Raw genomic sequence first — 23,417 nt, 5'->3', positions numbered from 1 at the left:
CACCTCAACACTATTTCAATTTAATTTTTACTTCTTTCAGCTCACCATCACGATAAATTTTTGCTGTAATCGTTTTTAAATCTTCTCTATGACTAAATATAATCTGTCTATATCTCAAATTATCTTCAATTAGCTTACCATCTAATTCTACTATGACATCATCTGTTTTTAAACCCGATTTTTCACCTAAAGAATCTGTATCGATTTGTTTAATCACAACACCATTTTTTACTTTGTCCGGTAATTTTATTGCTTTTCTTTCAGTATCATTTAAGTCGCCGACATTTTGTAAATCAATGCCTGTATTAGGATAAACAACTTTCCCTTTATCTTCTAGTTGTTTTGCAATTTTTTGAGCATCATTAATTGGAATGGCAAATGCCATACCTTCTACGTTATCCATGTTGATTTTTAAAGAGGCAATACCTATTAAGTCACCATTTTCATCCACAACAGCACCACCAGAATTCCCTGGGTTAACTGGTGCATCAACTTGAAATGCTTTCGATAAAACATCATATTTACCATCTTTATCTAAATCAGCTGGTACAAAACGATTCATACCAGAAATAATTCCCTTAGAAACTGAGCCTTTAAAATCAACGCCTAATGGGTTACCGACTACTAAAATGGATTGTCCGAGTATTAAATTACTAGAATCGCCAATGTCAATTGGTGTTAATGCATCGTCTTTAGGTGCTTCAGCTTTGATAACAGCAATATCAGACCATTTATCTTTTCCTACAACTTTTCCTTGAATTGTTTGGTTATTGCCATATGTAAGTTTTTGTTTTTTTTCATTTCCTACTACATGTGCATTGGTCATAATATAAATGGCGCCGTCCACTTTTTTGTAGACGACACCTGAACCAATTTCACTTTCTGAGTCTTTAGTATCTTTGGGTAAGGTGCTGTTTTTAGGTGATTCACTTTCCACCGTAACTACTGATTTAACTGCGCTATTGGCACTTTTCATAGTAGCTGTATATTTCTTATCATGATTTCCAGAGTTGAGTAAACCACTTTGATTTGTTCCAGTGTTATTTACATTTCTAAATATTGCACTTAATAATAAAATTAATATAATTACTGCAACAACAATAACAACTTTAACCCAATGTTTTTTAAAGAATTTAGTGATGCTTTCTAAAATCTGTGCATTATTAATATTATCTTGTTTATTCTCTTTAGTTGCCTTATTGGGTTCTGTTTGTGTTTTTTTAGGCTTTTCTTGATGTGTTTGCTTATGGTTCTTTTTAGCGCTTGTTATATTTGCTGCTTGTTGCTTTTGTTCATCCTTTGAATTTACTGTCTCTGTATCGTTTTTACGTTGTGTATTTTCTTTCTTTATTTGCTGGTGTGTGTATAAAGGTGGTTCTTCTTGATTGGCTTTTTTTGTTGTTAACTGATTGAATTTACTATTACGTTTTTTATTCGTTTTCTTAGGTCTTGATTCCTGTTTCTCTAATGTATCTCGTTGCTGCTCTTTATTATCTTTACTATCATTTTGTAATTCTGTCTCTTTTGGCTTTTCTTTTGTTTCTGATGTTTTCTGTTGAATAGGTTCATCATTTTGATAATTATCTGCACGGTCAATCGCATTCTGTTGCTTTATTTTTTCGTCAGTTTTTTTAGCGTGATGTTCTACTGTATTTTTCTCATCATCAATACTATTTGTTTCTTTTCCAATTTGTTGTTTTATATGATTATTATCTTGAATACTAGTGTCTGGGGTATTTTCTTTTATATCTTGACTGTGTTGTTGATGGATTTCTTCTTGCGTTAATTTCTCAATACGTGCTTTTCTTAAATTATCTTTAACACGCTCTTCATTAACTTTAGATTGCTGCGCTTCTTTTTTTGCTTGTTTTAATTTTTCTTGTTGCTCTTGTTGAATTCGTGCTTCTCTTTCTTCATTATGGAAAAATTCGCGTCTTTTTCTTCGATACTGACTTCTAGGTATCACTTGTTTTTTACCCTTATCCAAAGATGACAACTCCTTACTTTTATTACTCTATTATTATGACACAATCAATGTATAATTGCTTGATGATAACGAACATTTATAGCATTTTACTATATACTTCTATATTTTAAATCTTAATATGTCTAACTAAAATCTGCAATTTGTTATAGTTATAAAAAAACTCTGCCCATGAATGCTCCATGGACAAAGTTATCTATCTTTATTGTTGTTCACGTTTTTTATTATTGTGTACAGATGTTAACCAACCTACCAAAACTAAACCTATCATTACTACCCAAAATATAGTTTGCCATAAAGTTGAATGTGGGAAATCTTCTGGTAACACGGCAATGTCTTTATGTGCTAAAACAATCACAACTAACTTGATACCTACCCAACCTACAATAGCAAATGCTGCACCTTCTAAGCCAGGATATTTGTTAAGTAGCTCTACAAACCATGTTGCTGCAAAACGCATTAGAATAACACCAATCATGCCGCCAATAAACATCACCGAAAATTGACCTAAATCCATACCACCAAAATGAATTCCAACTTTTGGTAATGTTACAGCTATTGCCATTGCGGCTAACATAGAATCAATTGCAAATGCGATATCTGCAAATTCAACTTTTAATACAGTGCCCCAGAATTGTAATGGACTTAATTTCTTTTCAACCCCGTGTTCATCATAATGATGATCATCACCTTCAGGTTGAGGTTCATCTTTACTATGGAAGAAATTCCATAAATTTTTAATAGACATAAAAATTAAGTAAACAGCCCCTGCTGCTTGTATAAACCAAAAGTTAGCAATAATACTAATTAAGAATAATGCAATAAATCTAAATATAAAAGCACCTAATAATCCATAAAACAAGGCTTTCTTTCTTTGTTCTGGTGGTAAATGTCTTACCATTACCGCCATTACGACCGCATTATCTGCGGCAAGTAATCCTTCCAAAAATACAAGAACGAGTATAACCCATAAATAAGGCAAAATTAAGCTTGGATCCAAAGCGGACAACTCCTTTGTTCATGATATACAAATAAAGAGACCCATGCTAAATTATTAGCAAAGGTCTCACTAAGCGATGGCGCTCACTTTACCGGAAGTCATCCTTCGTAGTGACGATAAAGTGTTAATGCAGACATTTTATTAATAAATGCAGCGAAGTGCCTGTCCACATCTCAAGTTACTCCCCTCTGACATCAGTCATAGGTATTCATTTGTTACCAATATTATACATATATTGATAACCGAGTACAATATATTGCCTACAAATTGTGTGGCTAATTTATAAGTAACTTGAAGATTCATATAATTACAACAAGCTATAAAGTTTTATTTCTGGGAATTTCTCCTCAAACCAACGTGTTGCAAACTCATTTTCAAAAAGGAATACAAGTTGGTCATATCTATCTTTAACTAGAATAGAACGTGATGTATTCATCTTATCTTTAATATCATCTTCGTTTTCAATCCATCTAGCAATTTTTCTACCTACAGGTTCCATGATAACATCGACGTTATATTCGTTCTTCATGCGGTGTTCAAATACTTCAAATTGCAACTGGCCTACTGCACCTAGAATAATTTGATTGGTGTGTAATGTTTTATAGTATTGAATTGCACCTTCTTGTACTAATTGTTCTATACCTTTATGAAAATGCTTTTGTTTCATAACGTTTTTGGCAGATACTTTCATAAATATTTCCGGGGTAAATTGGGGTAAATCTTGAAAACTATATTTTTGTTTACCGCCAACCAGTGTATCACCAATTTGATAGTTCCCCGTATCATATAAACCTATAATATCACCAGCAACTGCATGATTGACCGTCTCTTTATCGTCTGCCATAAATGAAGTAGAACGTGTGATTTTTTGCTTTTTAAGTGTACGCTGTAACGTTACATCCATACCTCGCTCAAATGCACCACTTACTACACGCATAAAGGCAATTCTATCTCTATGTTTTGGATCCATATTGGCTTGAATTTTAAATATAAATCCTGAAAAATCAGCATCAAATGGACTTACTTCTATATCTTCTTTTGTTTGTCTTGCATGAGGCATTGGCGCAAAATCAACATAAGCATTTAAGAAATTTTGCACTCCAAAATTTGCTAATGCTGACCCAAAGAATACAGGTGTTAAATCGCCACTTAATAAGGCCTCATCATCAAATTGCTCTCCAGCTTCATCAACGAGCATCATTTCTTCAATTGCTTGGCTAAATGCACTATCATTCTGGATTGCATGCGCTTCTTGCAGTTCAAAATCATCGTTTAGATGTAATATATTTTCTTCATCTCTAAATGGCTCAATTGTTTTTGTTTTGCGATCAATAATGCCAAAGAAGTTTTGTCCCATACCGATAGGCCAATTCATTGGATATGTATCAATATTCAATGTTTCTTCAATTTCATCTAATAATTCAAATGGTTCTTTACCAACTCTATCTAACTTATTGATAAATGTAAAAATCGGAATACCTCTCATTTTACAAACTTTAAATAACTTCAATGTCTGTGGTTCGATTCCTTTAGCACAGTCGATAACCATGACAGCACTATCAACAGCCATTAAAGTACGATACGTATCTTCTGAAAAGTCTTCATGCCCTGGTGTATCAAGAATATTGATTTTATAATTATCGTAATCAAATTGCATAACTGAACTTGTAACTGAAATACCACGTTCTTGCTCAACTTTCATCCAGTCACTTGTAGCAAATTTACCACTCTTTTTACCTTTAACAGTACCTGCTTCACGAATCGCACCGCTAAAGTATAATAGTTTTTCTGTTAACGTTGTTTTACCAGCATCTGGGTGAGAAATGATGGCAAACGTCTTTCTTGACTCTACTTCATCTTTTAAACTCATTTATAAATCTCCTTTTAAATTATCCGCAATCCAACCAGTTAATTTAGAAGCAATTGTACTTGCATCTTGTTCATTATTAAAAGTAAATAATTGCATCATTAATTCATCGTTAATTTTATTTATATGTGTAGCTAAAGATATTTCGAAAGACCAGAAAACATCTGGAATAGCTATCAACAAATGATTTGTTTCTTTATTCTTATATAGATAAACATTAACCGTTTCATGATGAATAATCAGTTGTTTAACGATCAACGGGGCCACCGCCAAATTTCTTATAGGCAGCTTCTAAGCCTATCAAATCATCCCTATGCGGAACTTTAACATGTCCTGGCATAATTTGATAAGGTTCTCTTCCTTTAGATGCTAATACAACTGTATCCCCCGGTTCGGCAACTTCAATTGCATGTCTAATGCCTTCTGCGCGATCTTCAAATTCAACATAGTTATCGTGCGTGGCCCCTTTAGCTAATTCTGAAGTTAGCATTTTAGGATCATCATTAGCTGGGTTATCTGGTGTAAAGATAACATAATCTGCTCGACAAGCTACTGTTCCCATTTCTGGAGTTTTAGTTAAATCACGTTCACCCGCCATACCTACTAAGAAAATCAGTTTTCGTTTTACGAATGGTTTAACAGCATCTATTAATTTGTTCATTCCATCTGCTGTATGTGCGTAATCAATAATCAAATCTATAGGTAAATTCGGATCAAGTACTTCAAGTCGTCCTTCGACCGGTTCAAGCGTTTTCACTGCTTCGACAATAGTTTCAAAAGGTATTCCTTTACTCCACACAGCAATCATTGCTGCCATTAAGTTTGAAATATTGAATTTACCAACATATGGTGATTGTACATTATAGTTACCAAATGGTGTGTCAAGTTCAAATGTTACTCCTTGTAATGATTCATTAATATGAATTGCTTTAAATTGCGCATCGTTATCAATACCGTATGTAAAAATTTCGTATGGGGTTACTGACGCTAAATATTCAGAAAAAGCATCATCGTTGTTTAAAACTACGTACTTTTCTTTAGATAAATCTTCTCCTAATTGACTAAAGAGTAATGATTTAGCATGTCCATATGCTTCCATAGTGCCATGAAAATCTAAGTGATCTTGTGTTAAATTTGAAAATATAGCAACATCAAATTCAACACCTCTAAGTCGACCTAAAGCTAAACCATGACTTGACACTTCCATTGTCACCGCTTCTGCACCAGCATCCACGGCTTCTTTAATCTTTTTAGTTAATGACACTGTCTCAGGCGTAGTATTCGCACCTTTTGTCTTTTGCTCATTAATTTGGAAACCATTTGTTCCTAAATAAGCACTATTTTTATGTAACTTACGATAAATCAAATGAATCATGGTAGCAATTGAAGTTTTACCATTTGTTCCAGTAACACCATACGTCGTTAATTGATGGCTCGGAAAATCAAATAAGGTATGCGCTAACAAACTTGCCACTCTGAGTGTCTCACTAACAATAATTTGAGTTACATCGCCTTCGACTTCTTGCTTACTTTTCACAACAATAATTTGACATCCTTGGTTAATGACATCTTGACAAAATTTGTGACTGTCTACCGTATAACCTTTTGATGCTACAAAAATACTTCCTGATTTAGCTGTACGTGAATCCGTTGTAATATCCGTTACGTGTCTATCTAAAGTTCCAATTACTTGTTTTACTCTAATTTTTTCAAATAATGTGCTCGCATTCAAAACGTATCGCTCCTTTTTTACAATACTTTTTTTACAATACTTTCATTATACACGTTTTAAAGATGATGATAAATTTATTCTTATCTTTTTCAATCAAAACATTTACATCCGATTTAATTAGTCAAAAAATTAATTAGGGCTTAACTTTATTAATTTAGGGTAAAAATTTTAAAAATTTACTATAAATTGTATTATGACAATACATTTCATTAAAATCGTGCTACCATGGTAATATACAAAGATATAGTCAATTAATATAGTAAGGACTTAATTATTTAACATTTTTATATTAATAAAGTACTATTAAGTGATTAGTAACATTAAGACAACGACGACTATCAAAGATGAATGAATGTGTTATAATGCTTAGATATAATTGAAACTGAAACTAACGGAGGGTGGCTATTTATGGTTACTCAAACTAAAAAGATATTGATTATTACTGGGTCCTTTGGTAACGGACACTTACAAGTAACAGAAAGTATCGTTAACCAATTCAATGAAATGAATTTGGATCATCTCAGTGTTATTGAACATGACTTATTTATGGAAGCTCATCCAATTTTGACTTCTATCTGTAAAAAGTGGTATATCAATAGCTTTAAATATTTTCGCAATATGTACAAAAACTTTTACTATAGTCGCCCTGAAGAGATAGATAAATGTTTTTACAAATATTATGGCTTAAATAAATTAATAAACTTGCTGTTGAAAGAAAAGCCTGACTTGATCCTCTTGACTTTTCCAACACCAGTCATGTCTGTTTTAACGGAACAGTTTAATATGAACATACCTATCGCAACTGTAATGACAGATTATCGTATGCAAAAAAACTGGATCACACCGCATTCACAGCGTTATTATGTAGCTACTGAAGATACCAAAGCTGATTTTATGAGTGTAGGCATCCCAGCATCTCATATTAAGGTTACAGGCATTCCAATATCAGATAAATTCGAAGCTCCGATTGATAAAGATGCTTGGTTAAGAAAGCATAAATTAGACCCAGAAAAACCAACGATTTTAATGTCTGCAGGGGCATTCGGAGTGTCTAAAGGTTTCGACCAATTGATTAAAGCTATATTAGATAAGAGTCCGCACGCACAAATTGTGATGATTTGCGGCAAAAACAAAGGTTTAAAACAATCATTAGCCTTTGAATTCAAAGAACAAGAAAATGTATTAATTCTAGGATTTACTAAAAATATGAATGAATGGATGGCATCAAGTCAACTTATGATTACAAAACCAGGCGGCATCACAATATCCGAAGCGCTAACAAGAACGCTTCCTATGGTCTTTTTAAACCCTGCACCTGGACAAGAGTTAGAAAATGCGCGTTATTTTGAAAACAAAGGTTTTGGTAGAATTGCAGATACACCTGAAGATGCAATTAACTGTGTATCTGAATTAACGCATGATGTACAAGCTTTACAAGCAATGTCACAACGCATGAAAAAAACAAAAGTAGACTATTCTACATATAAATTATGTACTGATTTATTATCTTTAATCAATCACTCATCACAATATCAAGAAGTTTACGGAAGGGTTCCATTGTATGCAAGATTCTTTGTCAAATAGTCATACAAATAGTAAGAAAAGCTTTGTCATCATGCTAATTATTTTATTTTTAATGGAATTCGCACGTGGTATGTATACACTTAGTTATATAAACTATTTGCCAACTGTCACATCGATTTCCGTGGCTGTAACATCTGCAGCTTTATCCATACATTTTATTGCAGATGCATCTACCAATTTCGTTATAGGTTTTCTACTAAAAAAATGGGGAGCAAAGCTTGTGCTAACAGCAGGCTTTTTCCTCGCTTTTATTAGTTTATTTTTAGTGATTTGGGTTCCAGCAAACCCTATTATCATTATCTTATCAGCGATTATGCTCGGTATCGCTGTTAGCCCAATCTGGGTTATCATGTTATCAAGTGTAGAGGAAAATAAACGTGGCAAACAAATGGGTTATGTTTATTTTGCATGGCTCTCTGGGTTGCTCGTTGGTTGGGCGTTTATGAATGTGCTTGTTAAATTGCACCCTACTCGCTTTGCCTTTATGATGTCTTTAGTTGTCATTGTTGCTTGGGTTATGTATTACTTTGTTAATATTCAATTAACTAATTACAATACTAAGCCAGTTAAAGAACAAATCGGTCAAATTATAAACGTTATGAAACGACATCTTGTGTTGTTTCCTGGTATTTTACTCCAAGGTGCAGCAGTTTCAGCACTCGTTCCTATTTTACCGACGTATGCGACAAAAGTTGTCAAAGTAACAACCATAGAATATACCGTTGCTATTGTAATTGGTGGATTGGCCTGTGCCTTTTCTATGCTGTTCTTATCTAAAATGATTGACAATAATAGCCGTAACTTTATGTATAGCATTATCATTTTTGGCTTTGTACTATACACAGCATTTATTTTCTGGCTGTCATTAGTCACAAACATCATGATTGTGTGGTTAATTGCGTTATTTATTGGCCTTATGTATGGTTTATTACTCCCTGCTTGGAATACGTTTATGGCAGGACAAATTAATCCCGAAGAGCAAGAAGAAACATGGGGCGTTTTTAATAGTGTGCAAGGTTTTGGTTCGATGATAGGTCCACTATTTGGCGGTCTTATCACTCAATTCACAAACAGTTTGAATAATGCATTTTACTTTTCAGCTATAGTATTCCTATTTCTAGCATTTTTCTATGGCACGTTTTTCGTTAAATCAAATAAACATACGCATTAAAAAAAGATACTGTATGATGACTAGACTGTGCATCATACAGTATCTTTTATTCATATTGTTTAAAATTGAAATGTATCAATAACATTCCACTTATCTTCTTGATTGTCATATTCTAAGAGTGATAATGCTTCAATAACTTCTTTATGGTCTACCCCTGCTAATTTAACTTGTCCATAAATATCTTCAAACTCTTGGCTTGATAAACCTTGAGCGATAGTAAAGTGTGGGACAAATGCATGTTCAGCTATACCATAAAAAGCATCTGTATTAAATTGTTTAAATAATTTTTCTAATTCATCTGTTTTCGCAACTTTAAAGTAGATAACATTATTAGTTGGCTTAAAACTTGATGCTTTTGTCACATGTACATCAATAGGTGCAATATCACTAATTCTAGCTTTAATATCTTGTTTAACTGAATCTAATTCCGTTTCATTAATATGAAATTGCGCCTTGATTGTGATATGAGGTTTAATTTGAGCGTAATGAGTATCATAACGTTTACGGTATGCGTTCACCTCATCTTGAAATGATTTTGATGGAATCAATGCTAATCCTAAAATCATTGTTACCCCTCCTTTGTTTTACATAGCTCTATTATATCAAAATCACATGAAAACCGTTACTTAAAAATAAATAATTAATTATTTTTGACTAATAATATTATTAAGTCTGGGACATAATTATATTTTGAGCTTTGATCTCTGTATTGGCAGTAGTTAACTGTATTAAAAATACGATTATATCAAGCTTTTTCACCTTAGTCACTCTTGCCGCTGAGCGAGACAGAATTCATAATGATTTCGTAGTCCCTCTACCACCTTTATAATTTCATTATACTTAAAGCTTGACTTAGAGTTACTCTAAGGGTTTATGGTTAAGATATGTTGGAAAGGAGATTCAATGAAGACAATCAAAGAAGTATCTAATGAGACTGGACTTTCACCACACACTATACGTTTTTACGAAAAAGAAGGTTTAATTAATATACCTAGAAATAAGCAAGGTATTCGTATTTTTAATGAAATAACTATGGATACGCTTATGGCGATTGCACATTATCGAAATGTTGGTATGTCATTACAAGATATCAAACAAATTATGAAAGAATTTCACAATCATCAATTATCAACTCAACTTTTGAATAACACTTTAACTAAATTGGATACACAAATTAATGAACTTATATCTACTCGTGAATATCTAGTCAAAAAGATACAAATCCATCAACATTTAGCAGAACTACAAAAAAATGGTTATACAGAAAAAGCACGCTATGAGGCTTATGTAGCCCTAAGGAAAGATGAAAAAGGAGACGATTAACATATGTCAAAAGTAATTGTAATCACAGGAGCAAGTAGTGGTATAGGAGAAGCAACTGCCAAAATGTTAGCTAAAGCTGGTAATATTTTAGTAATTGCTGCGCGACGTAAGGAACGTTTGGTTCAATTAGTTAATGATATTAGAAATGATGGTGGTCAAGCCATCTATGTTACTGCAGATGTATCAAAACTAGAAGAAAGTAAAAAAGTAGCTCAAGTGACATTAGAAAACTATAAAAAAATTGATGTATGGATTAATAATGCAGGACTAATGCCATTGTCTGAATTTTCAAAGGGTTTGGTTGAAGAATGGGATCAAATGATTGATGTTAACTTAAAAGGAACTTTATATGGTATAGATGCTGCCTTACCTACTATGCGTAAGCAACAATCAGGTCATATTATCAATATTGCTTCATTATCTGCACACCAATCTGGCGCAACAACAGGTGTATATTCAGCTACTAAGTTTGGTGTATGGGCAGCAAGTGAAGCATTACGACAAGAGGAAGCAAGCGTACAATCAAATATACGTGTAACTGTTATTTCACCTGGAGCTGTACAAACTGAATTACCACAACAGGGTAGTGATCAAGAAATTAAAGACAATCTTAAAGACTTCTACTCAAATCTAGCTATTCCACCTGAACAAGTTGCACGTACGATTCAATTTGCAATTGATACACCTGTGGAAACTTCAATTAATGAAATCATCATCCGTCCGACGGCACAAGCTTTATAAAACTTTAAAAATAAGCTTAAATGCACAATAAAAATTATTTCATTATATGAATTATTTTTATTGGCATGAATCTAGCTATTTAGAGCTTAAAACATAATTACGTTTTAAGCTCTAAACTATATATGAATAGACTGTATTAAAAATATGCTTATATCAAGCTTTTCCACCTTAGTCACTCTTGCCGCTGAGCGAGACAGAATTCTAATAAATTCGTAGTCCCGCTACCTTTCTTGTAACAAACTGCCTTTTGATCAACAATCGTGTTGCCTGTGATACGCCCCATTGGTAATCTATGCATATTATAAATCTTCTTATTCTTCGACCTTTAAGAAATATTTCAAAATATCCTCTAACATTGGTTTCCAGGATTTCCAATTATGTCCGCCATCAAATTCCACATATTCGTGTGACATACCATAACGCTTTATTAGTGCCGACAATTCTCGATTTGGTGTTAGAAAATTGGCTGGCGCTCCTGTCGTTGGTAACTTGAAATCTTCCTCTTCCAATCCAATTGCTTGCCATAACGTCAACTGATCACGTTGTTGACATGCTTCAAAGCGTGCTCTAATTGAGTCATCATACATCGGACTTAACATGGCAACTTGACTAAATATTGTCGGATAAGTAAGCCCAATCATTAATGCAATACTTCCGGCTAAGCTATCTCCTATTAATAATCGCGCGTTACCCACTTTATATGTTGGGAATGTTTGATCTATAAACGGTAACAACTCTTTACCTACAGCTTGAATCGTCTGTGAACTGCGTTGACCTTGTGGATGAAACTCAGCACGTCGCTTATCTACATCTTCATAGTTAAATCCTACGATTATGGCTGGATGGATTTGTTCATTTTGTCTTAAGCGTTCATAGACTCTTTGAATACGACCAAATCTAAGAAAATCGAGCCCATCAAAGCAAATGATTACTTGGTATTTTGATAAATTAGTATATGTTTCGGGTAAATATATAGATAACGTAATATCTCTTTGTAATATATCACTATGTAAAATATGTTTATTAATTTTACCTGGCTTAAAATCTAACATTTGGACTAGCCCCCTAGTTATCGTATTCATATTGTAACAAGAGATTTTCACTTTTAAAATAAGATTTGAAAAATACAGTAATGATAAGTTCATTTAAAAAATATCTTGACTTCAACTTGAATTGTTTATTTGTGTTTATATTTAAAATAACTTTTGTCGTTACAAGTTTTGATATATACTTAAATATATTGAATGATGAAATTTAGGAGGACTTAAGCATATGCTTAATAAAGTGTGGTTTAGAACGGGTGTTGCATTATTAATTCTGTTCTTACTGATAAAATTAATTATGGAGGTACATAGCGTATTCACACCAATTGCTACCATCATTGGTTCAGTGTTTCTTCCATTTATACTAAGTGGTTTTCTATTTTATATTTGTTTACCATTTCAAACATTATTGGAAAAATTTGGCTTCCCTAGATGGGCAAGTATTACGACAATTTTTATTGCTTTGATTGCAATTGTTGCAGTTGTTGTTGCATTTATCGCACCTATCATCATTTCAAATGTTAATAGCTTAATTCATGCTATTCCAACTATTCAAAATGACGTTGAAAGAATTATTAATTTCTCACTAAAACAAATGGATAAATTACCTAGTGATGTGACTACTCGTATTAATAATACTGTGAAGTCTTTAGGAGATGGCGTATCTGATGTATTAGCCAACTCTTTAAGTTATATTACTTCATTTATTTCTACTATCTTCTTGTTGGTTATGGTACCGTTCTTCTTAATTTATATGTTAAAAGATCATGAAAAGTTTATTCCAGCTGTGGCTAAATTTTTCAAAGGAGAGCGTAAAGTTTTTGCTGTAGGTTTATTACAAGATTTAAACTTTACATTAAAATCATATATCCAAGGACAGGTTACCGTTAGTGTTATCCTAGGAATCATCTTATATATCGGTTATACAATTATCGGATTACCATACACACCTTTACTCGTATTATTTGCTGGTGTTGCTAACTTAATTCCTTTCTTAGGCCCATGGTTGTCATTCGCACCAGCTGGCATTTTAGGAATTATCGATAGCCCTACAACATTTATCTGGGTTTGTATAGTCACATTAATTGCACAACAACTTGAAGGTAATGTCATTACACCAAATGTAATGGGTAAATCGTTAAGCATTCACCCATTAACAATTATCGTCGTTATTTTAGCAGCTGGCGATTTAGGTGGATTTACACTCATACTTATCGCAGTTCCATTATACGCAGTGTTGAAAACAGTCGCGAGCAACATCTTTAAGTACCGCACTCGTATTATGGATAAAGCCAATAGTGACGTTAAAGATTAATAAGAGCAGTGTAATATTTTCAAACTAAAGAAGAAACTGGACTATCATTCCTAGAAAAATAGCCAGTAAATGGGTTGTATTTAAACTCATTTACTGGCTTATTTAAAACATTTTATATTGTTGGTTTGCTTTCTTAGGAAACAGCTTTCTTTTGCTACCCCAACTCGCTTTGTTTGTTGGCTTTCATTTCAAACATCTCTTTGTTGAGGCCCACCCCAACTTCCTGTGCTTGTGGAATTTCTTATCGAAATTCTTTTTGTTGGGGCCCGTGTCTTACCATATATTTATGGTGTGCAAACGGTGTTCAATAAAATATCATTATTTAATCGCGTGGAATCCACTATCTACATGAATATTTTCACCTGTCACACCACTAGATAAGTCACTAAGTAAATATGCTGCTGTCTTACCGACTTCTTCTTGATCTACATTACGACGTAAAGGTGCGCGTTCCTCAATCTCTTTCAAAATTGTATTGAAACCACCTACGCCTTTAGCACTAAGTGTGCGAATTGGGCCAGCAGAAATCGCATTTACACGGATGTTATCTTGCCCAAGGTCTAGCGCTAAATACTTAACATTCGCTTCTAAACTTGCTTTAGCTACACCCATCACATTATAATTTTGAACGGCAAATTCGCCACCAAGATATGTTGTTGCCACAATACTACCGCCATGAGGCATAATTTTTTTAGCTTCATGCGCTACAAGTGTTAATGAATATGAACTGATATCTTGAGCTAATAAGAAACCTTCACGTGATGTTTCAGAGAAGCGACCACGTAAATCTTCGATATTTGCAAAGGCAATTGAATGATAAACGCCATCAATATTGCCTACTTCTTCACCAATTTTAGCAAAACCATTAATAACATCTTCGTCTTTTTGCACATCAATTTGATACAATTTTGGATCATTTTGATTTAATTGTTCCAATAATTTTTCTAATTCTTTACGGCTGCGTTCTTTACGGTATGTAAATACCAACTTTGCGCCTAACTTATCTAATACTTTAGCTACGCCAAACCCAATACTGCGTTTATTTGCAATACCCATAATGACAAACGTTTTATTTTCAAGATTTAACATTTAAACTATCTCCTTGTTTCGTTTTTTATATACATAACTCTCTCTTCTATGCATCATACAACATTTTAACACTATTTCTAGTGTCTAATAAAGTGTTTTAATGCCCTAGGTACTTGTGGTGTAACATGTATGTTCCTGAATCTGAGACATCATTATGTTTTAAGCTAAAACGAAATATTGGCAGTAGTTGACTGGATTGAAAATACATTGATACCACGTTTTTTCAATCCTAGTCAACCTTGCCGGGCCGGGACTACAAATTCACATTGAGTAACATTTTCACTCCCTTAATAATAAAATTCTAACTCGCCTTTAAGTTCATCTACATATTCCTTAGACCCTGTTACAATTAAACGATCTTTATAACGCAACTGTGTATCACCATGTGGCACGATAGACTCATTATTTCTAATTATGCGTACAAAGATAACATCGCCACCAAATGGGAAATTACGCAATTCTAGATTTTCATATTTATGATTTAACATCTCAATTTCATATAAAGATGTTTCCACATTGCTTAGTAAATTAAGCATATTGGGTGTTTCAATAAGTCCTTTAAGAAAAATTTTATTGCTTAAAAAGTTGCTGAATATTTCTATGCCAGAATTTTTCATTCCCACGTCATCAGTCATTGTCTCTAAACGACAAATCACTCGATTAACACCGTGTTCTTCTGCCATCATCGCAACACGACGATTGATATCATCATCATTGGTTGCACATACGACAATATCATTATCAAATAAACCTAATCGAGTTAATATCGCCTCGTCATAATCATTGATTTCTAGTACAGTAATACTATCAGCCAAATGACGATGATCACTTAAATCTTTTCTAAAATATAAAGACACATTGTAAAGCTGTGATGTTAGATTTTGTGCAATTGGTATGGTTAGTTGATTTTTCCCAATGAGCGCCACTTCAATACGTCGATTAACTTCATCTGGAATTGGGAATAATTTTTTAAAAACAACAGGTACAAAGACACAAGTAATCACGGCACTGAGGATTAAAATACCAGATGTCTCTGACGATATCGTTTTTAGCTGTTCAGCTATCTTCGCCGCCGCAATAACTAATGACAATGTTGAAGTGAGTAAAAATGCTGACGCAATGGTTGTTTTCGTATCAAACCATCGTCGAATAAATAATACTGGTAAGAGTTTTGATATTAAAAATGCACCTATCAATACCGGTATAATAATCAATAAAGCGGGTTCCTTAATAAGTGATGGTATGTCTAAATCTACACCAACCATAATAAAAAATATCGGTATAAAAAAGCCATAACCAAATGAATCTAATTTTTGCACAAGCTCCTCATCGGGTTTAAGTAATGAAACTACGACACCAGCTAAAAACGCACCTAAAATGTATTCAGCACCCACGCCTTCAGCCAATGCTACTAATAAAATAATTAATGCAAAAATCGCACGGATTCCAATTTGTGTTGTACCTGACATTAATTTTTGTAAAAAGGACATATGTTTGAACAGAATACCAATAATATAAAAAATAGCGGTAAAAACAACTAAAATCGCTGATAACCATATCGAACCGCCACCTTGACCATTTAATGCACCGTATACTGTCAATAACACCATAGTAAACAAGTCTGCTAATACTGCTACTAATAAAATAAACTGTCCAATCGTCGTGCGCATAATATTCATTTCCTTTAGCGTTGGCACGACAACACCTAAAGAAATTGTCGAAATAATAATGATCATCAATAGCACATCATCAACTAAACCTAGCCATTTAAAAGCATAAGCTAAAACAATAGAAATAATCATAATAAAGATAAAAACAGTTAACGCCATATTTAAATGGCTAGGCACATTTTTATCCTCTTGACTTTGCCCCTGACGATTGCGTGTGTCTTTTTTAAAGGCTGAAAAATCAATCTCAAGACCACTTAAAAACATTAAAAAGATAAAGCCAAGCGTTGATAAAATATTGAGCATGCTATCCTTTTCAACTAAATTTAGAAAAGAATTCCCAATAATCACTCCCATTAAAATTTCTGCTACAACAACAGGTAAAAAACTAATATTTAAACGATTTACTAATATCGGCGTAAAAAATGCCGCTACGACAACAATTACAAGTGAGAAAAACTCCATATGCGCCCCCCCCTAAGTTAAATATGACATAAATGATGTTGCTAATCCGAAATAAATTAACATACTAACAATGTCATTAATTGTAGTAATAAACGGACCGCTTGCTACTGCAGGATCGATGTTTATTTTATTCATTAATAATGGAATCATGGAACCTACTAAAGTACCAACCGTCATAGCTATAGTTAAACTTGCTGCAACAATTAAAGCTAAAAACGGCTGTTTGAAAACAACAACGATAATTAGAAATAAGATGATAGCGCAAACCGAACCAGATAACATGCCACTCCCCGCTTCACGTAATGCAACTCTAAACTTACTTTGTTCATCAATCTCTCCTGTCGAAATATTCCGAACTGAAACGGCTAGTGATTGAGTGCCTGAATTTCCTGACATCCCGCTGATAATTGGAATAAATGCTGCTAATAAAGCAACTTTAGATAAAGTATCTTCAAAATTGCCTAAAATGGTAGCTGTTATCATACCTAAAAATGTTAAAATAATGAGCCAAGGTAAACGTTTTGCTGCTGTTTTTACAATTGAATCATTCGTTGAATCAATGTCAGAAACACCGGCCAAACGAGAATAGTCTTCACTAGCTTCTTCATCCATAACATCTAAAATATCGTCAATAGTTATGATCCCAAGCAGATGGTCCTGATAATCAACAACTGGTAACGCAATAAAATCATAGTCTCTCATTTTTTGTGCAACATGCTCTTGATCGTCTGCAACGTTCACACTAATTACACGCTCACTCATAATGTCCTCTATATAAGCATCATTTTCAGAAACAATTAAGTCACGTAATGATAGAACACCAACCAATTGTCCTTCTACATTCGTTGCGAAAATAACATAGATGGTCTCTGCATCAGGAGCTTGTGATTTGACAAGCATCAATGCTTCTTTAACTGGTGTTTCAGCCTCTAATGATATATATTCCGTCGTCATAATCCCGCCGGCTGTATCTTCTTCATAATGCAGTAATGCCTTAATCTCATTGGCATCGTCTTTATTCATCAATGTCAGCAAACTTGCTACTTTGGGTTTTGATAACTCATTTAATATATCTACCGCGTTATCGTAGGACATTTCTTCTAAAACTTTACTTGCATATTGTGCATTCATTGTGTCGAATAATTGCTCATAATCCTCATCATCTATTTCTAATTGATCGAAAAATCCAGCAACTTCTTGAGGTGATAACAATTGAAATATTTTATGTCTAATAACATTATCGCTATCCTCAAAATACTCGCTTTGCTCATATGAATGCATTGCGAGAAATTCTTTTCTAAAATCATCAATATCATTGTTATTTAATAATTCATCTAGTAGTGATTGGTTATATACCGCATGTTGATCATTGTCCGCTTTCTCTATCTCCAAAGACAATTGGAACACCTCCATTACTGGTTTATTATAGCATGTTATACAGGCATATTAGTTGTTTATAATCAATAGTTATTGATATCGTTTTATGCAAAATAGGATGCTTAAATTGTAATGCCGTACATTGCAAACAATGGTTGTGAATCATATCATGATTTCCACCATATAACGCATCTCCTATCAAAGGATGTCCAATGTATTGAAAATGTACACGGATTTGATGTGTGCGTCCTGTATGTAATGTAACTTCACATAAACTAACGTTTTGTTTGCTATTAAGCGTTCGATAAGTTGATTTAGCATACTTACCAGTGGATGAAACTTGCCGCGTAATAATACTATCATTTGCACGGGCTATAGGCGCTTCTATAATTCCTTCTGGCTGAGTTGCGCCATGACACAGTGCTATATAACGCTTGTTTATTTTGATATGTGACAAGAGATGATGAATGTGACCATGTTTAGCTAATAACACTAAACCTGTGGTATTACGATCCAGTCTTGTCACAATATGTGGTGTAAAATCATTATCATTCTCGTGACAATAAGCTATCACTTGTTCAATTAAACTTTCATGTGGATGCTCCCTCGATGGTGCACAATTTTGTAAACTCGGTTTACATACGATTAATAGATAATCATCTTCGTAAGCAATATCAAGTGGATGGTGAAAGGCTTGTAAATTAGCACTTGGAATTTCAGTAGGCAAAATAATCGTGAGCTTATCTCCCGGTTGCAATTGATAACGCACTGTGACCGGCTCATGATTAACAAGTAAAGCGCCATTTTGTTTAATGGCGCTTGTCGTTTTCTTGGAAAAACCTTGTTGTTGTAAAAATGACTTTAGTACATCAGGTGATTTGATTGCATAAGTGAATCTCATCGTTCGTCATCACTTTCAATAAAGGAATCATGGACACGTTTCCAAAATGGGAAAGGTCTAAAACGAGCAAACCTTACTTTTTCATTGGCAACTCTATATTGAATACCGCTGACATTTTTATGTTTAATGCTGACATGATCAATGGTTGTACGAATTGTATCATGGTTTACAGGTGTGATATAACATGTATGGTGCTTAGGCAAGACAAGTGGTGAACCGACCGTACGGAATACTCTATTATTGATTGAGGCAATTTCAGCAATTTGAATTGCTTCAAGGGAAGGATGAATTAATGCCCCTCCCAACGCCTTATTATAAGCAGTAGACCCAGATGGTGTAGAGATACACAAACCATCTCCTCTAAAGCGTTCAAAATGTTTACCACGAATATTAACATCAACAACCAGTGTAGAGCCATTATCCGTTTTCATCGTTGCTTCATTCAATGCCAAGTAACGCGTCTCATAACCATTATCATTATAGCGTACAATCATTTCTAATAATGGGTATTCAATGACTTGAAACTCAGAATTATTAATTTCTATAATTAATTTTTCCACTTCATGAGGTAACCAATCAGCATAAAATCCTAAGTGACCAGTGTGCACCCCTACAAAAGCGACTTGGGAAAGCATATGACTGTATTGATGAAATGCTTGAAGTAAAGTACCATCTCCACCAACAGATATAACTATTTCTGGATTCTCATCATTCTGTGTCATGTGAAAGTCCTTCATATGACTAATCATTTTATGCTTTAATGCATTCGACTTCGAGTCACCTTTGGATAGAATCGTATAACGCATTACTTTACACCTCATTAATTATTATCATGTTTTTTAGCTCGTTTTTGTGAATAATATTTTTGTGCTTCTTGTATTTCTTCTTTAATTTCAGACATTTCTTCATCAAGTAAATAAGCCGCTTCAGCAGCACGTTCTAATCGGTGCTGTATCTCATCTGGATAATCGCCATCATATTTATAACGTAATGTGTGTTCGATCGTAGCCCAGAAATTCATCGCTAAAGTACGAATTTGAATTTCAGCTAAAATCTTTTTCTGACCATCTAATGTCTCAATTGGATATTCGATAATTACATGATACGAACGATAGCCACTTTGTTTTGTATTATTAATATAGTCACGCTCTTCAATCACTCTAAAATCCTGTCTTTGTCGTAACATCTTAACAACAACATCAATATCATCTACAAATTGACACATCATTCTTAATCCAGCGATATCATACATTTCCTGTTGCAAGCGATCAAAGGGTATACCTCTCTTATTCGCTTTATCGATTATACTAGTAATTGGCTTAACACGGCCGGTGACAAATTCAATGGGCGATGCATGTTCTCCAACTTCATATTGCTTACGTAATCCTTTAAGTTTTACTTTTAATTCATCTACAGCTTGCTTATAAGGTGTTAAAAATTGATCCCATTGATTCATATTACTTCACTCCGCTTCACTCTAGTTCAAAAGTTTTTTCTACTGCTGCTACAAACTCCTTACCATAATTATTATTGCCAACGATATTATCTAGTATAAAATCGAATTCTTCCTGAAAATGTTCTAATTTCAAATCATCATTTACAATAATGGTTTTATCTCTATTTTCATGCAACATTGACCATGTTTCTTCTACAAAAATGAGGTATGAATAGGACTGTCCATCATCTAATATGTAAGCAAATCCATAATTATCACTATCTACAAGCATTTGTCCTACTTCTTCCAAACCATCTGTTGGGTCATCTGAGTAGCAATAAATGCCATCATCTTTAACTTTAATTTCATTTACATAAATACGCATGCCTGTTCCTCCTTATTTTCGTTACTATTTTAACATAAATCTCATACATAACACATGTTTCAAACTAGTACTTGCAAAAGAAACCACAGTGGTTTAATAATATCCCAGCGCACACGTTTACTTTAACTTTTTGATGAATTACTGCATAATATTAATGTTATTATCACAGCATGTGTTAAAGGAGTGTCAATCCATGTCAACAAATCACGAAATTGAATTTAAACAGTTATTAACTTCTTCACAATATGATGATATCCGTCAAAAGTATTTTCAAAATGTTATGCCTTTTTCACAAACAAATTTTTATATAGATACTAGCGATTTTAAACTGAAAGCTAACCATAGTGCTTTGCGCATCCGTGTCAAAGATGACAGCTATGAACTTACTTTAAAAGTACCTGCAACTGTTGGATTAACAGAATATAATCATTCCACCAATCTTATACCTGAAATTGGTAAAACTTTGACATTACAACAATTTCCTGAAGATATTCAACATCAATTGATGCAATTCGATATAACTGATGATGAATTAAACATTTTAGGTTCCCTAACAACACATCGCATGGAAGTATACTTTAAACATCAACTTCTTGTTCTTGACCATAGTGAATACTTGGGAACTGAAGACTATGAACTTGAATTTGAGGTTAATGATTACGAACAAGGCAAGCAAATCTTTCTAAATTTTCTTCAAGAATGTGGAATTGACTATGTTAAACCTAAGAACAAAGTACAGCGATTCTTCGATTACAAAGCACAATGATTATATAAATATTAAAGCGTTGTACTGGAAGGCGAAATACTTTTAAATGTAAAAATTCATGTTATATTAGATATATAATTACAAGAAATAGGTGATTACATGACATCAACACCTTACGACATTATAGGTCAAGAAGCGCTATACAAGATGATAGATCATTTTTATACTCTCGTAGAACAAGACGACAGAATTAATCACTTATTTCCTGGAGATTTTCAAGAAACAAGTCGAAAGCAAAAGCAATTCTTAACGCAATTTCTGGGTGGTCCTAATTTATACACAGCTGAACATGGACATCCAATGCTTAAGAAGCGACACTTAAGATTTAAAATTACAACATATGAACGTGACGCATGGTTGGAAAATATGTATATAGCAATCCAAGCCGCACAATTTCCAGCCGGTGTTGGTGAATACTTATATGAGCGACTTCGCTTAACTGCGAACCATATGGTAAATGCTTAACTAGACATTGAAGGTGAAAAACATGGCTGAAGAATTAAAATTAATGCACAATGAGAGTCGTGAAGATGCAAATCTGTCACCTGTAAGCAAAATTGAAATCTATTCATTTTTTGACCCATTTGACTCAGATTGCTTTAAATTATCTGCATTGATTTCTAAACTTCGAATTGAATATAATCAATACATTAGAATAAGACATATACTAAATCCTTCATTACGCGTCTTGACCAAATGCCAAGCTCAAAGTACATCAGAGTTTGATAATATTGCTTTAGCTTATAAAGCTGCAGAATTACAAGGTCGGCTCAGAGCTGAACGCTTTATACATTTAATGCAAAATGAGATTGTCCCTAAATGTGATATTATTACAGAAGATATGATTTGTAATTGTATTAAAAATGCTGGGCTTGATTATGAAGTGTTCAAAGAGGATTTACAAACTAGTAAATTAACTGAAAGTCTGAAAGTAGATCTTCATATTGCTAGAGAAATGGAAATTGAACAATCTCCTTCACTTGTATTCTTCAATGAGAACATTCATGAAGAAGGTCTGAAAGTTGAAGGATTATATCCATACCATATATATACGTATATTATTAACGAATTAATGGGCACTCCGATTGAAAAGCAACTTCCACCTAAATTGGAAATATATATCCAGAAAAAACAACTTGTCACGATGGAAGAATTATTAACCATTTATGAATGGCCAGAAAAATTGCTTAATAAAGAATTGAAAAAACTCGTTTTACAACAAAAAATCGAAAAATTATATTATCCTGAAGGACATTTTTGGAAATCTAAAATGCCAAAATTGTAGGAGATTTTATACTTTATCTACACATATATAAAACCACGCATCTAATACTAGTTGATGTGTGGTTTTTGTATTTACTGATAATAATGTTCGGCTTTTTGCCAACAAAGAAATCAATTAACGCCCTGCTACTTTGATAACTCCCATTTCTATACATAAAAATATAATTGTTTTTTAAATACCTTACTGGGGCACGTTTTTGTTGAAATACTTGGGCATTTCTCTTTGTTGGGGCCCTGTTTCCCCAGCTTGCACATTTCTGTTGAATTTCTTACGGAATTTCTTTGTGC

22 protein-coding genes are annotated in these 23,417 nt (G+C 33.5%); 8 read left to right on the top strand and 14 right to left on the bottom strand.

What is annotated here, in order from left to right; genetic code table 11:
• Positions 1-10: 10 nt before the first annotated feature.
• The 5 genes from HMPREF3267_RS02430 to HMPREF3267_RS02410 form a co-directional block, all read right to left on the bottom strand.
• A complete protein-coding gene (locus HMPREF3267_RS02430; RefSeq protein WP_037544588.1) occupies positions 11-1,987 on the bottom strand; it encodes a S1C family serine protease in 1,977 nt (658 codons plus the stop codon).
• Between the two features lie 199 nt (positions 1,988-2,186).
• A complete protein-coding gene (locus HMPREF3267_RS02425; protein ID WP_002459489.1) occupies positions 2,187-2,984 on the bottom strand; it encodes a TerC family protein in 798 nt (265 codons plus the stop codon).
• 307 nt (positions 2,985-3,291) lie between these two features.
• Positions 3,292-4,854 carry a peptide chain release factor 3 gene (locus tag HMPREF3267_RS02420; RefSeq protein WP_002459490.1) on the bottom strand — a complete coding sequence of 521 codons (1,563 nt, stop codon included), beginning with the start codon at positions 4,852-4,854 and terminating at the stop codon, positions 3,292-3,294.
• Positions 4,855-5,118 carry a YueH family protein gene (locus HMPREF3267_RS02415; RefSeq protein ID WP_225306462.1) on the bottom strand — a complete coding sequence of 88 codons (264 nt, stop codon included), beginning with the start codon at positions 5,116-5,118 and terminating at the stop codon, positions 4,855-4,857.
• The gene (locus HMPREF3267_RS02410; RefSeq protein ID WP_070823882.1) at positions 5,099-6,583 is read right to left on the bottom strand and encodes a UDP-N-acetylmuramoyl-L-alanyl-D-glutamate--L-lysine ligase; all 1,485 of its coding nucleotides are present in this window, start codon (positions 6,581-6,583) and stop codon (positions 5,099-5,101) included. The genes HMPREF3267_RS02415 and HMPREF3267_RS02410 overlap by 20 nt, the downstream gene beginning before the upstream one ends.
• A gap of 408 nt (positions 6,584-6,991) precedes the next feature.
• Between HMPREF3267_RS02410 and HMPREF3267_RS02405 the strand changes: the two genes are divergently transcribed.
• On the top strand, positions 6,992-8,167 hold the full coding sequence (locus HMPREF3267_RS02405; RefSeq protein ID WP_002478409.1) for a diglucosyl diacylglycerol synthase: 1,176 nt from the start codon (positions 6,992-6,994) through the stop codon (positions 8,165-8,167).
• Positions 8,145-9,338, top strand: a complete 1,194-nt coding sequence (gene ltaA, locus HMPREF3267_RS02400) for a lipoteichoic acid biosynthesis MFS flippase LtaA (protein ID WP_002459494.1) — start codon at positions 8,145-8,147, stop codon at positions 9,336-9,338. The genes HMPREF3267_RS02405 and ltaA overlap by 23 nt, the downstream gene beginning before the upstream one ends.
• Positions 9,339-9,397: 59 nt before the next feature.
• Here the strand turns inward: ltaA and HMPREF3267_RS02395 are convergent, their stop codons facing one another.
• A complete protein-coding gene (locus HMPREF3267_RS02395) occupies positions 9,398-9,904 on the bottom strand; it encodes a YjcG family protein (protein ID WP_002478410.1) in 507 nt (168 codons plus the stop codon).
• Positions 9,905-10,241: 337 nt separating this feature from the next.
• Between HMPREF3267_RS02395 and HMPREF3267_RS02390 the strand changes: the two genes are divergently transcribed.
• Positions 10,242-10,661, top strand: coding sequence for a MerR family transcriptional regulator (locus tag HMPREF3267_RS02390; RefSeq protein ID WP_002478411.1), 420 nt, complete (start codon positions 10,242-10,244; stop codon positions 10,659-10,661).
• A 3-nt stretch (positions 10,662-10,664) separates the two neighbouring features.
• Complete coding sequence (locus tag HMPREF3267_RS02385) at positions 10,665-11,402, top strand: SDR family oxidoreductase (protein ID WP_002459497.1); 738 nt, start codon at positions 10,665-10,667, stop codon at positions 11,400-11,402.
• A gap of 311 nt (positions 11,403-11,713) precedes the next feature.
• Here the strand turns inward: HMPREF3267_RS02385 and HMPREF3267_RS02380 are convergent, their stop codons facing one another.
• A complete protein-coding gene (locus HMPREF3267_RS02380) occupies positions 11,714-12,454 on the bottom strand; it encodes an alpha/beta hydrolase (protein ID WP_002478412.1) in 741 nt (246 codons plus the stop codon).
• Between the two features lie 220 nt (positions 12,455-12,674).
• Here HMPREF3267_RS02380 and cozEa point away from each other — a divergent pair, with 220 nt between their 5' ends.
• The gene (gene cozEa / locus HMPREF3267_RS02375; protein ID WP_002459499.1) at positions 12,675-13,760 is read left to right on the top strand and encodes a lipoteichoic acid biosynthesis protein CozEa; all 1,086 of its coding nucleotides are present in this window, start codon (positions 12,675-12,677) and stop codon (positions 13,758-13,760) included.
• A gap of 318 nt (positions 13,761-14,078) precedes the next feature.
• Here the strand turns inward: cozEa and fabI are convergent, their stop codons facing one another.
• From fabI to HMPREF3267_RS02340, 7 genes are all read right to left on the bottom strand, one after another.
• Positions 14,079-14,849 (bottom strand): enoyl-ACP reductase FabI, encoded by a 771-nt coding sequence (gene fabI, locus HMPREF3267_RS02370; RefSeq protein WP_002459500.1) that lies wholly within the window; start codon positions 14,847-14,849, stop codon positions 14,079-14,081.
• Between the two features lie 287 nt (positions 14,850-15,136).
• The gene (locus HMPREF3267_RS02365) at positions 15,137-16,981 is read right to left on the bottom strand and encodes a monovalent cation:proton antiporter family protein (RefSeq protein WP_002459501.1); all 1,845 of its coding nucleotides are present in this window, start codon (positions 16,979-16,981) and stop codon (positions 15,137-15,139) included.
• Positions 16,982-16,993: 12 nt separating this feature from the next.
• Positions 16,994-18,394, bottom strand: coding sequence for a magnesium transporter (gene mgtE / locus HMPREF3267_RS02360; RefSeq protein ID WP_371106717.1), 1,401 nt, complete (start codon positions 18,392-18,394; stop codon positions 16,994-16,996).
• A gap of 10 nt (positions 18,395-18,404) precedes the next feature.
• Positions 18,405-19,259, bottom strand: a complete 855-nt coding sequence (locus HMPREF3267_RS02355; protein ID WP_062077443.1) for an RluA family pseudouridine synthase — start codon at positions 19,257-19,259, stop codon at positions 18,405-18,407.
• Positions 19,256-20,065, bottom strand: a complete 810-nt coding sequence (locus HMPREF3267_RS02350) for an NAD kinase (protein ID WP_002478415.1) — start codon at positions 20,063-20,065, stop codon at positions 19,256-19,258. The genes HMPREF3267_RS02355 and HMPREF3267_RS02350 overlap by 4 nt, the downstream gene beginning before the upstream one ends.
• A gap of 14 nt (positions 20,066-20,079) precedes the next feature.
• Positions 20,080-20,715 (bottom strand): GTP diphosphokinase, encoded by a 636-nt coding sequence (locus tag HMPREF3267_RS02345; RefSeq protein ID WP_002478416.1) that lies wholly within the window; start codon positions 20,713-20,715, stop codon positions 20,080-20,082.
• 16 nt (positions 20,716-20,731) lie between these two features.
• Positions 20,732-21,079, bottom strand: a complete 348-nt coding sequence (locus HMPREF3267_RS02340; protein WP_002459506.1) for a UPF0738 family protein — start codon at positions 21,077-21,079, stop codon at positions 20,732-20,734.
• 193 nt (positions 21,080-21,272) lie between these two features.
• On the opposite strand from HMPREF3267_RS02340, the gene HMPREF3267_RS02335 reads away from it, so the two are divergent.
• From HMPREF3267_RS02335 to yjbH, 3 genes are all read left to right on the top strand, one after another.
• Positions 21,273-21,845, top strand: coding sequence for a CYTH domain-containing protein (locus HMPREF3267_RS02335; RefSeq protein ID WP_062077436.1), 573 nt, complete (start codon positions 21,273-21,275; stop codon positions 21,843-21,845).
• 99 nt (positions 21,846-21,944) lie between these two features.
• Positions 21,945-22,310, top strand: coding sequence for a truncated hemoglobin YjbI (locus HMPREF3267_RS02330; RefSeq protein ID WP_002459508.1), 366 nt, complete (start codon positions 21,945-21,947; stop codon positions 22,308-22,310).
• 22 nt (positions 22,311-22,332) lie between these two features.
• Entirely contained in the window at positions 22,333-23,130 is a 798-nt protein-coding gene (yjbH, locus tag HMPREF3267_RS02325) for a protease adaptor protein YjbH (protein ID WP_002459509.1), read from the top strand.
• The last annotated feature ends 287 nt before the right edge of the window (positions 23,131-23,417 follow it).

This window comes from Staphylococcus sp. HMSC62D11, assembly GCF_001839145.1.
GTDB classification, from domain to species: domain Bacteria; phylum Bacillota; class Bacilli; order Staphylococcales; family Staphylococcaceae; genus Staphylococcus; species Staphylococcus lugdunensis.
This window is presented reverse-complemented; position numbering and strand designations above follow the sequence as displayed.

Bases quoted from the DNA above. Each gene is read 5' to 3' on its own strand.
- HMPREF3267_RS02420 (WP_002459490.1), bottom strand. From the start codon at position 4,854: ATGAGTTTAAAAGATGAAGTAGAGTCAAGAAAGACGTTTGCCATCATT.
- HMPREF3267_RS02405 (WP_002478409.1), top strand. From the start codon at position 6,992: ATGGTTACTCAAACTAAAAAGATATTGATTATTACTGGGTCCTTTGGT.
- ltaA (WP_002459494.1), top strand. From the start codon at position 8,145: ATGCAAGATTCTTTGTCAAATAGTCATACAAATAGTAAGAAAAGCTTT.
- HMPREF3267_RS02395 (WP_002478410.1), bottom strand. From the start codon at position 9,904: ATGATTTTAGGATTAGCATTGATTCCATCAAAATCATTTCAAGATGAG.
- HMPREF3267_RS02390 (WP_002478411.1), top strand. From the start codon at position 10,242: ATGAAGACAATCAAAGAAGTATCTAATGAGACTGGACTTTCACCACAC.
- HMPREF3267_RS02385 (WP_002459497.1), top strand. From the start codon at position 10,665: ATGTCAAAAGTAATTGTAATCACAGGAGCAAGTAGTGGTATAGGAGAA.
- HMPREF3267_RS02380 (WP_002478412.1), bottom strand. From the start codon at position 12,454: ATGTTAGATTTTAAGCCAGGTAAAATTAATAAACATATTTTACATAGT.
- cozEa (WP_002459499.1), top strand. From the start codon at position 12,675: ATGCTTAATAAAGTGTGGTTTAGAACGGGTGTTGCATTATTAATTCTG.
- fabI (WP_002459500.1), bottom strand. From the start codon at position 14,849: ATGTTAAATCTTGAAAATAAAACGTTTGTCATTATGGGTATTGCAAAT.
- HMPREF3267_RS02365 (WP_002459501.1), bottom strand. From the start codon at position 16,981: ATGGAGTTTTTCTCACTTGTAATTGTTGTCGTAGCGGCATTTTTTACG.
- mgtE (WP_371106717.1), bottom strand. From the start codon at position 18,394: ATGGAGGTGTTCCAATTGTCTTTGGAGATAGAGAAAGCGGACAATGAT.
- HMPREF3267_RS02355 (WP_062077443.1), bottom strand. From the start codon at position 19,259: ATGAGATTCACTTATGCAATCAAATCACCTGATGTACTAAAGTCATTT.
- HMPREF3267_RS02350 (WP_002478415.1), bottom strand. From the start codon at position 20,065: ATGCGTTATACGATTCTATCCAAAGGTGACTCGAAGTCGAATGCATTA.
- HMPREF3267_RS02345 (WP_002478416.1), bottom strand. From the start codon at position 20,715: ATGAATCAATGGGATCAATTTTTAACACCTTATAAGCAAGCTGTAGAT.
- HMPREF3267_RS02340 (WP_002459506.1), bottom strand. From the start codon at position 21,079: ATGCGTATTTATGTAAATGAAATTAAAGTTAAAGATGATGGCATTTAT.
- HMPREF3267_RS02335 (WP_062077436.1), top strand. From the start codon at position 21,273: ATGTCAACAAATCACGAAATTGAATTTAAACAGTTATTAACTTCTTCA.
- HMPREF3267_RS02330 (WP_002459508.1), top strand. From the start codon at position 21,945: ATGACATCAACACCTTACGACATTATAGGTCAAGAAGCGCTATACAAG.
- yjbH (WP_002459509.1), top strand. From the start codon at position 22,333: ATGGCTGAAGAATTAAAATTAATGCACAATGAGAGTCGTGAAGATGCA.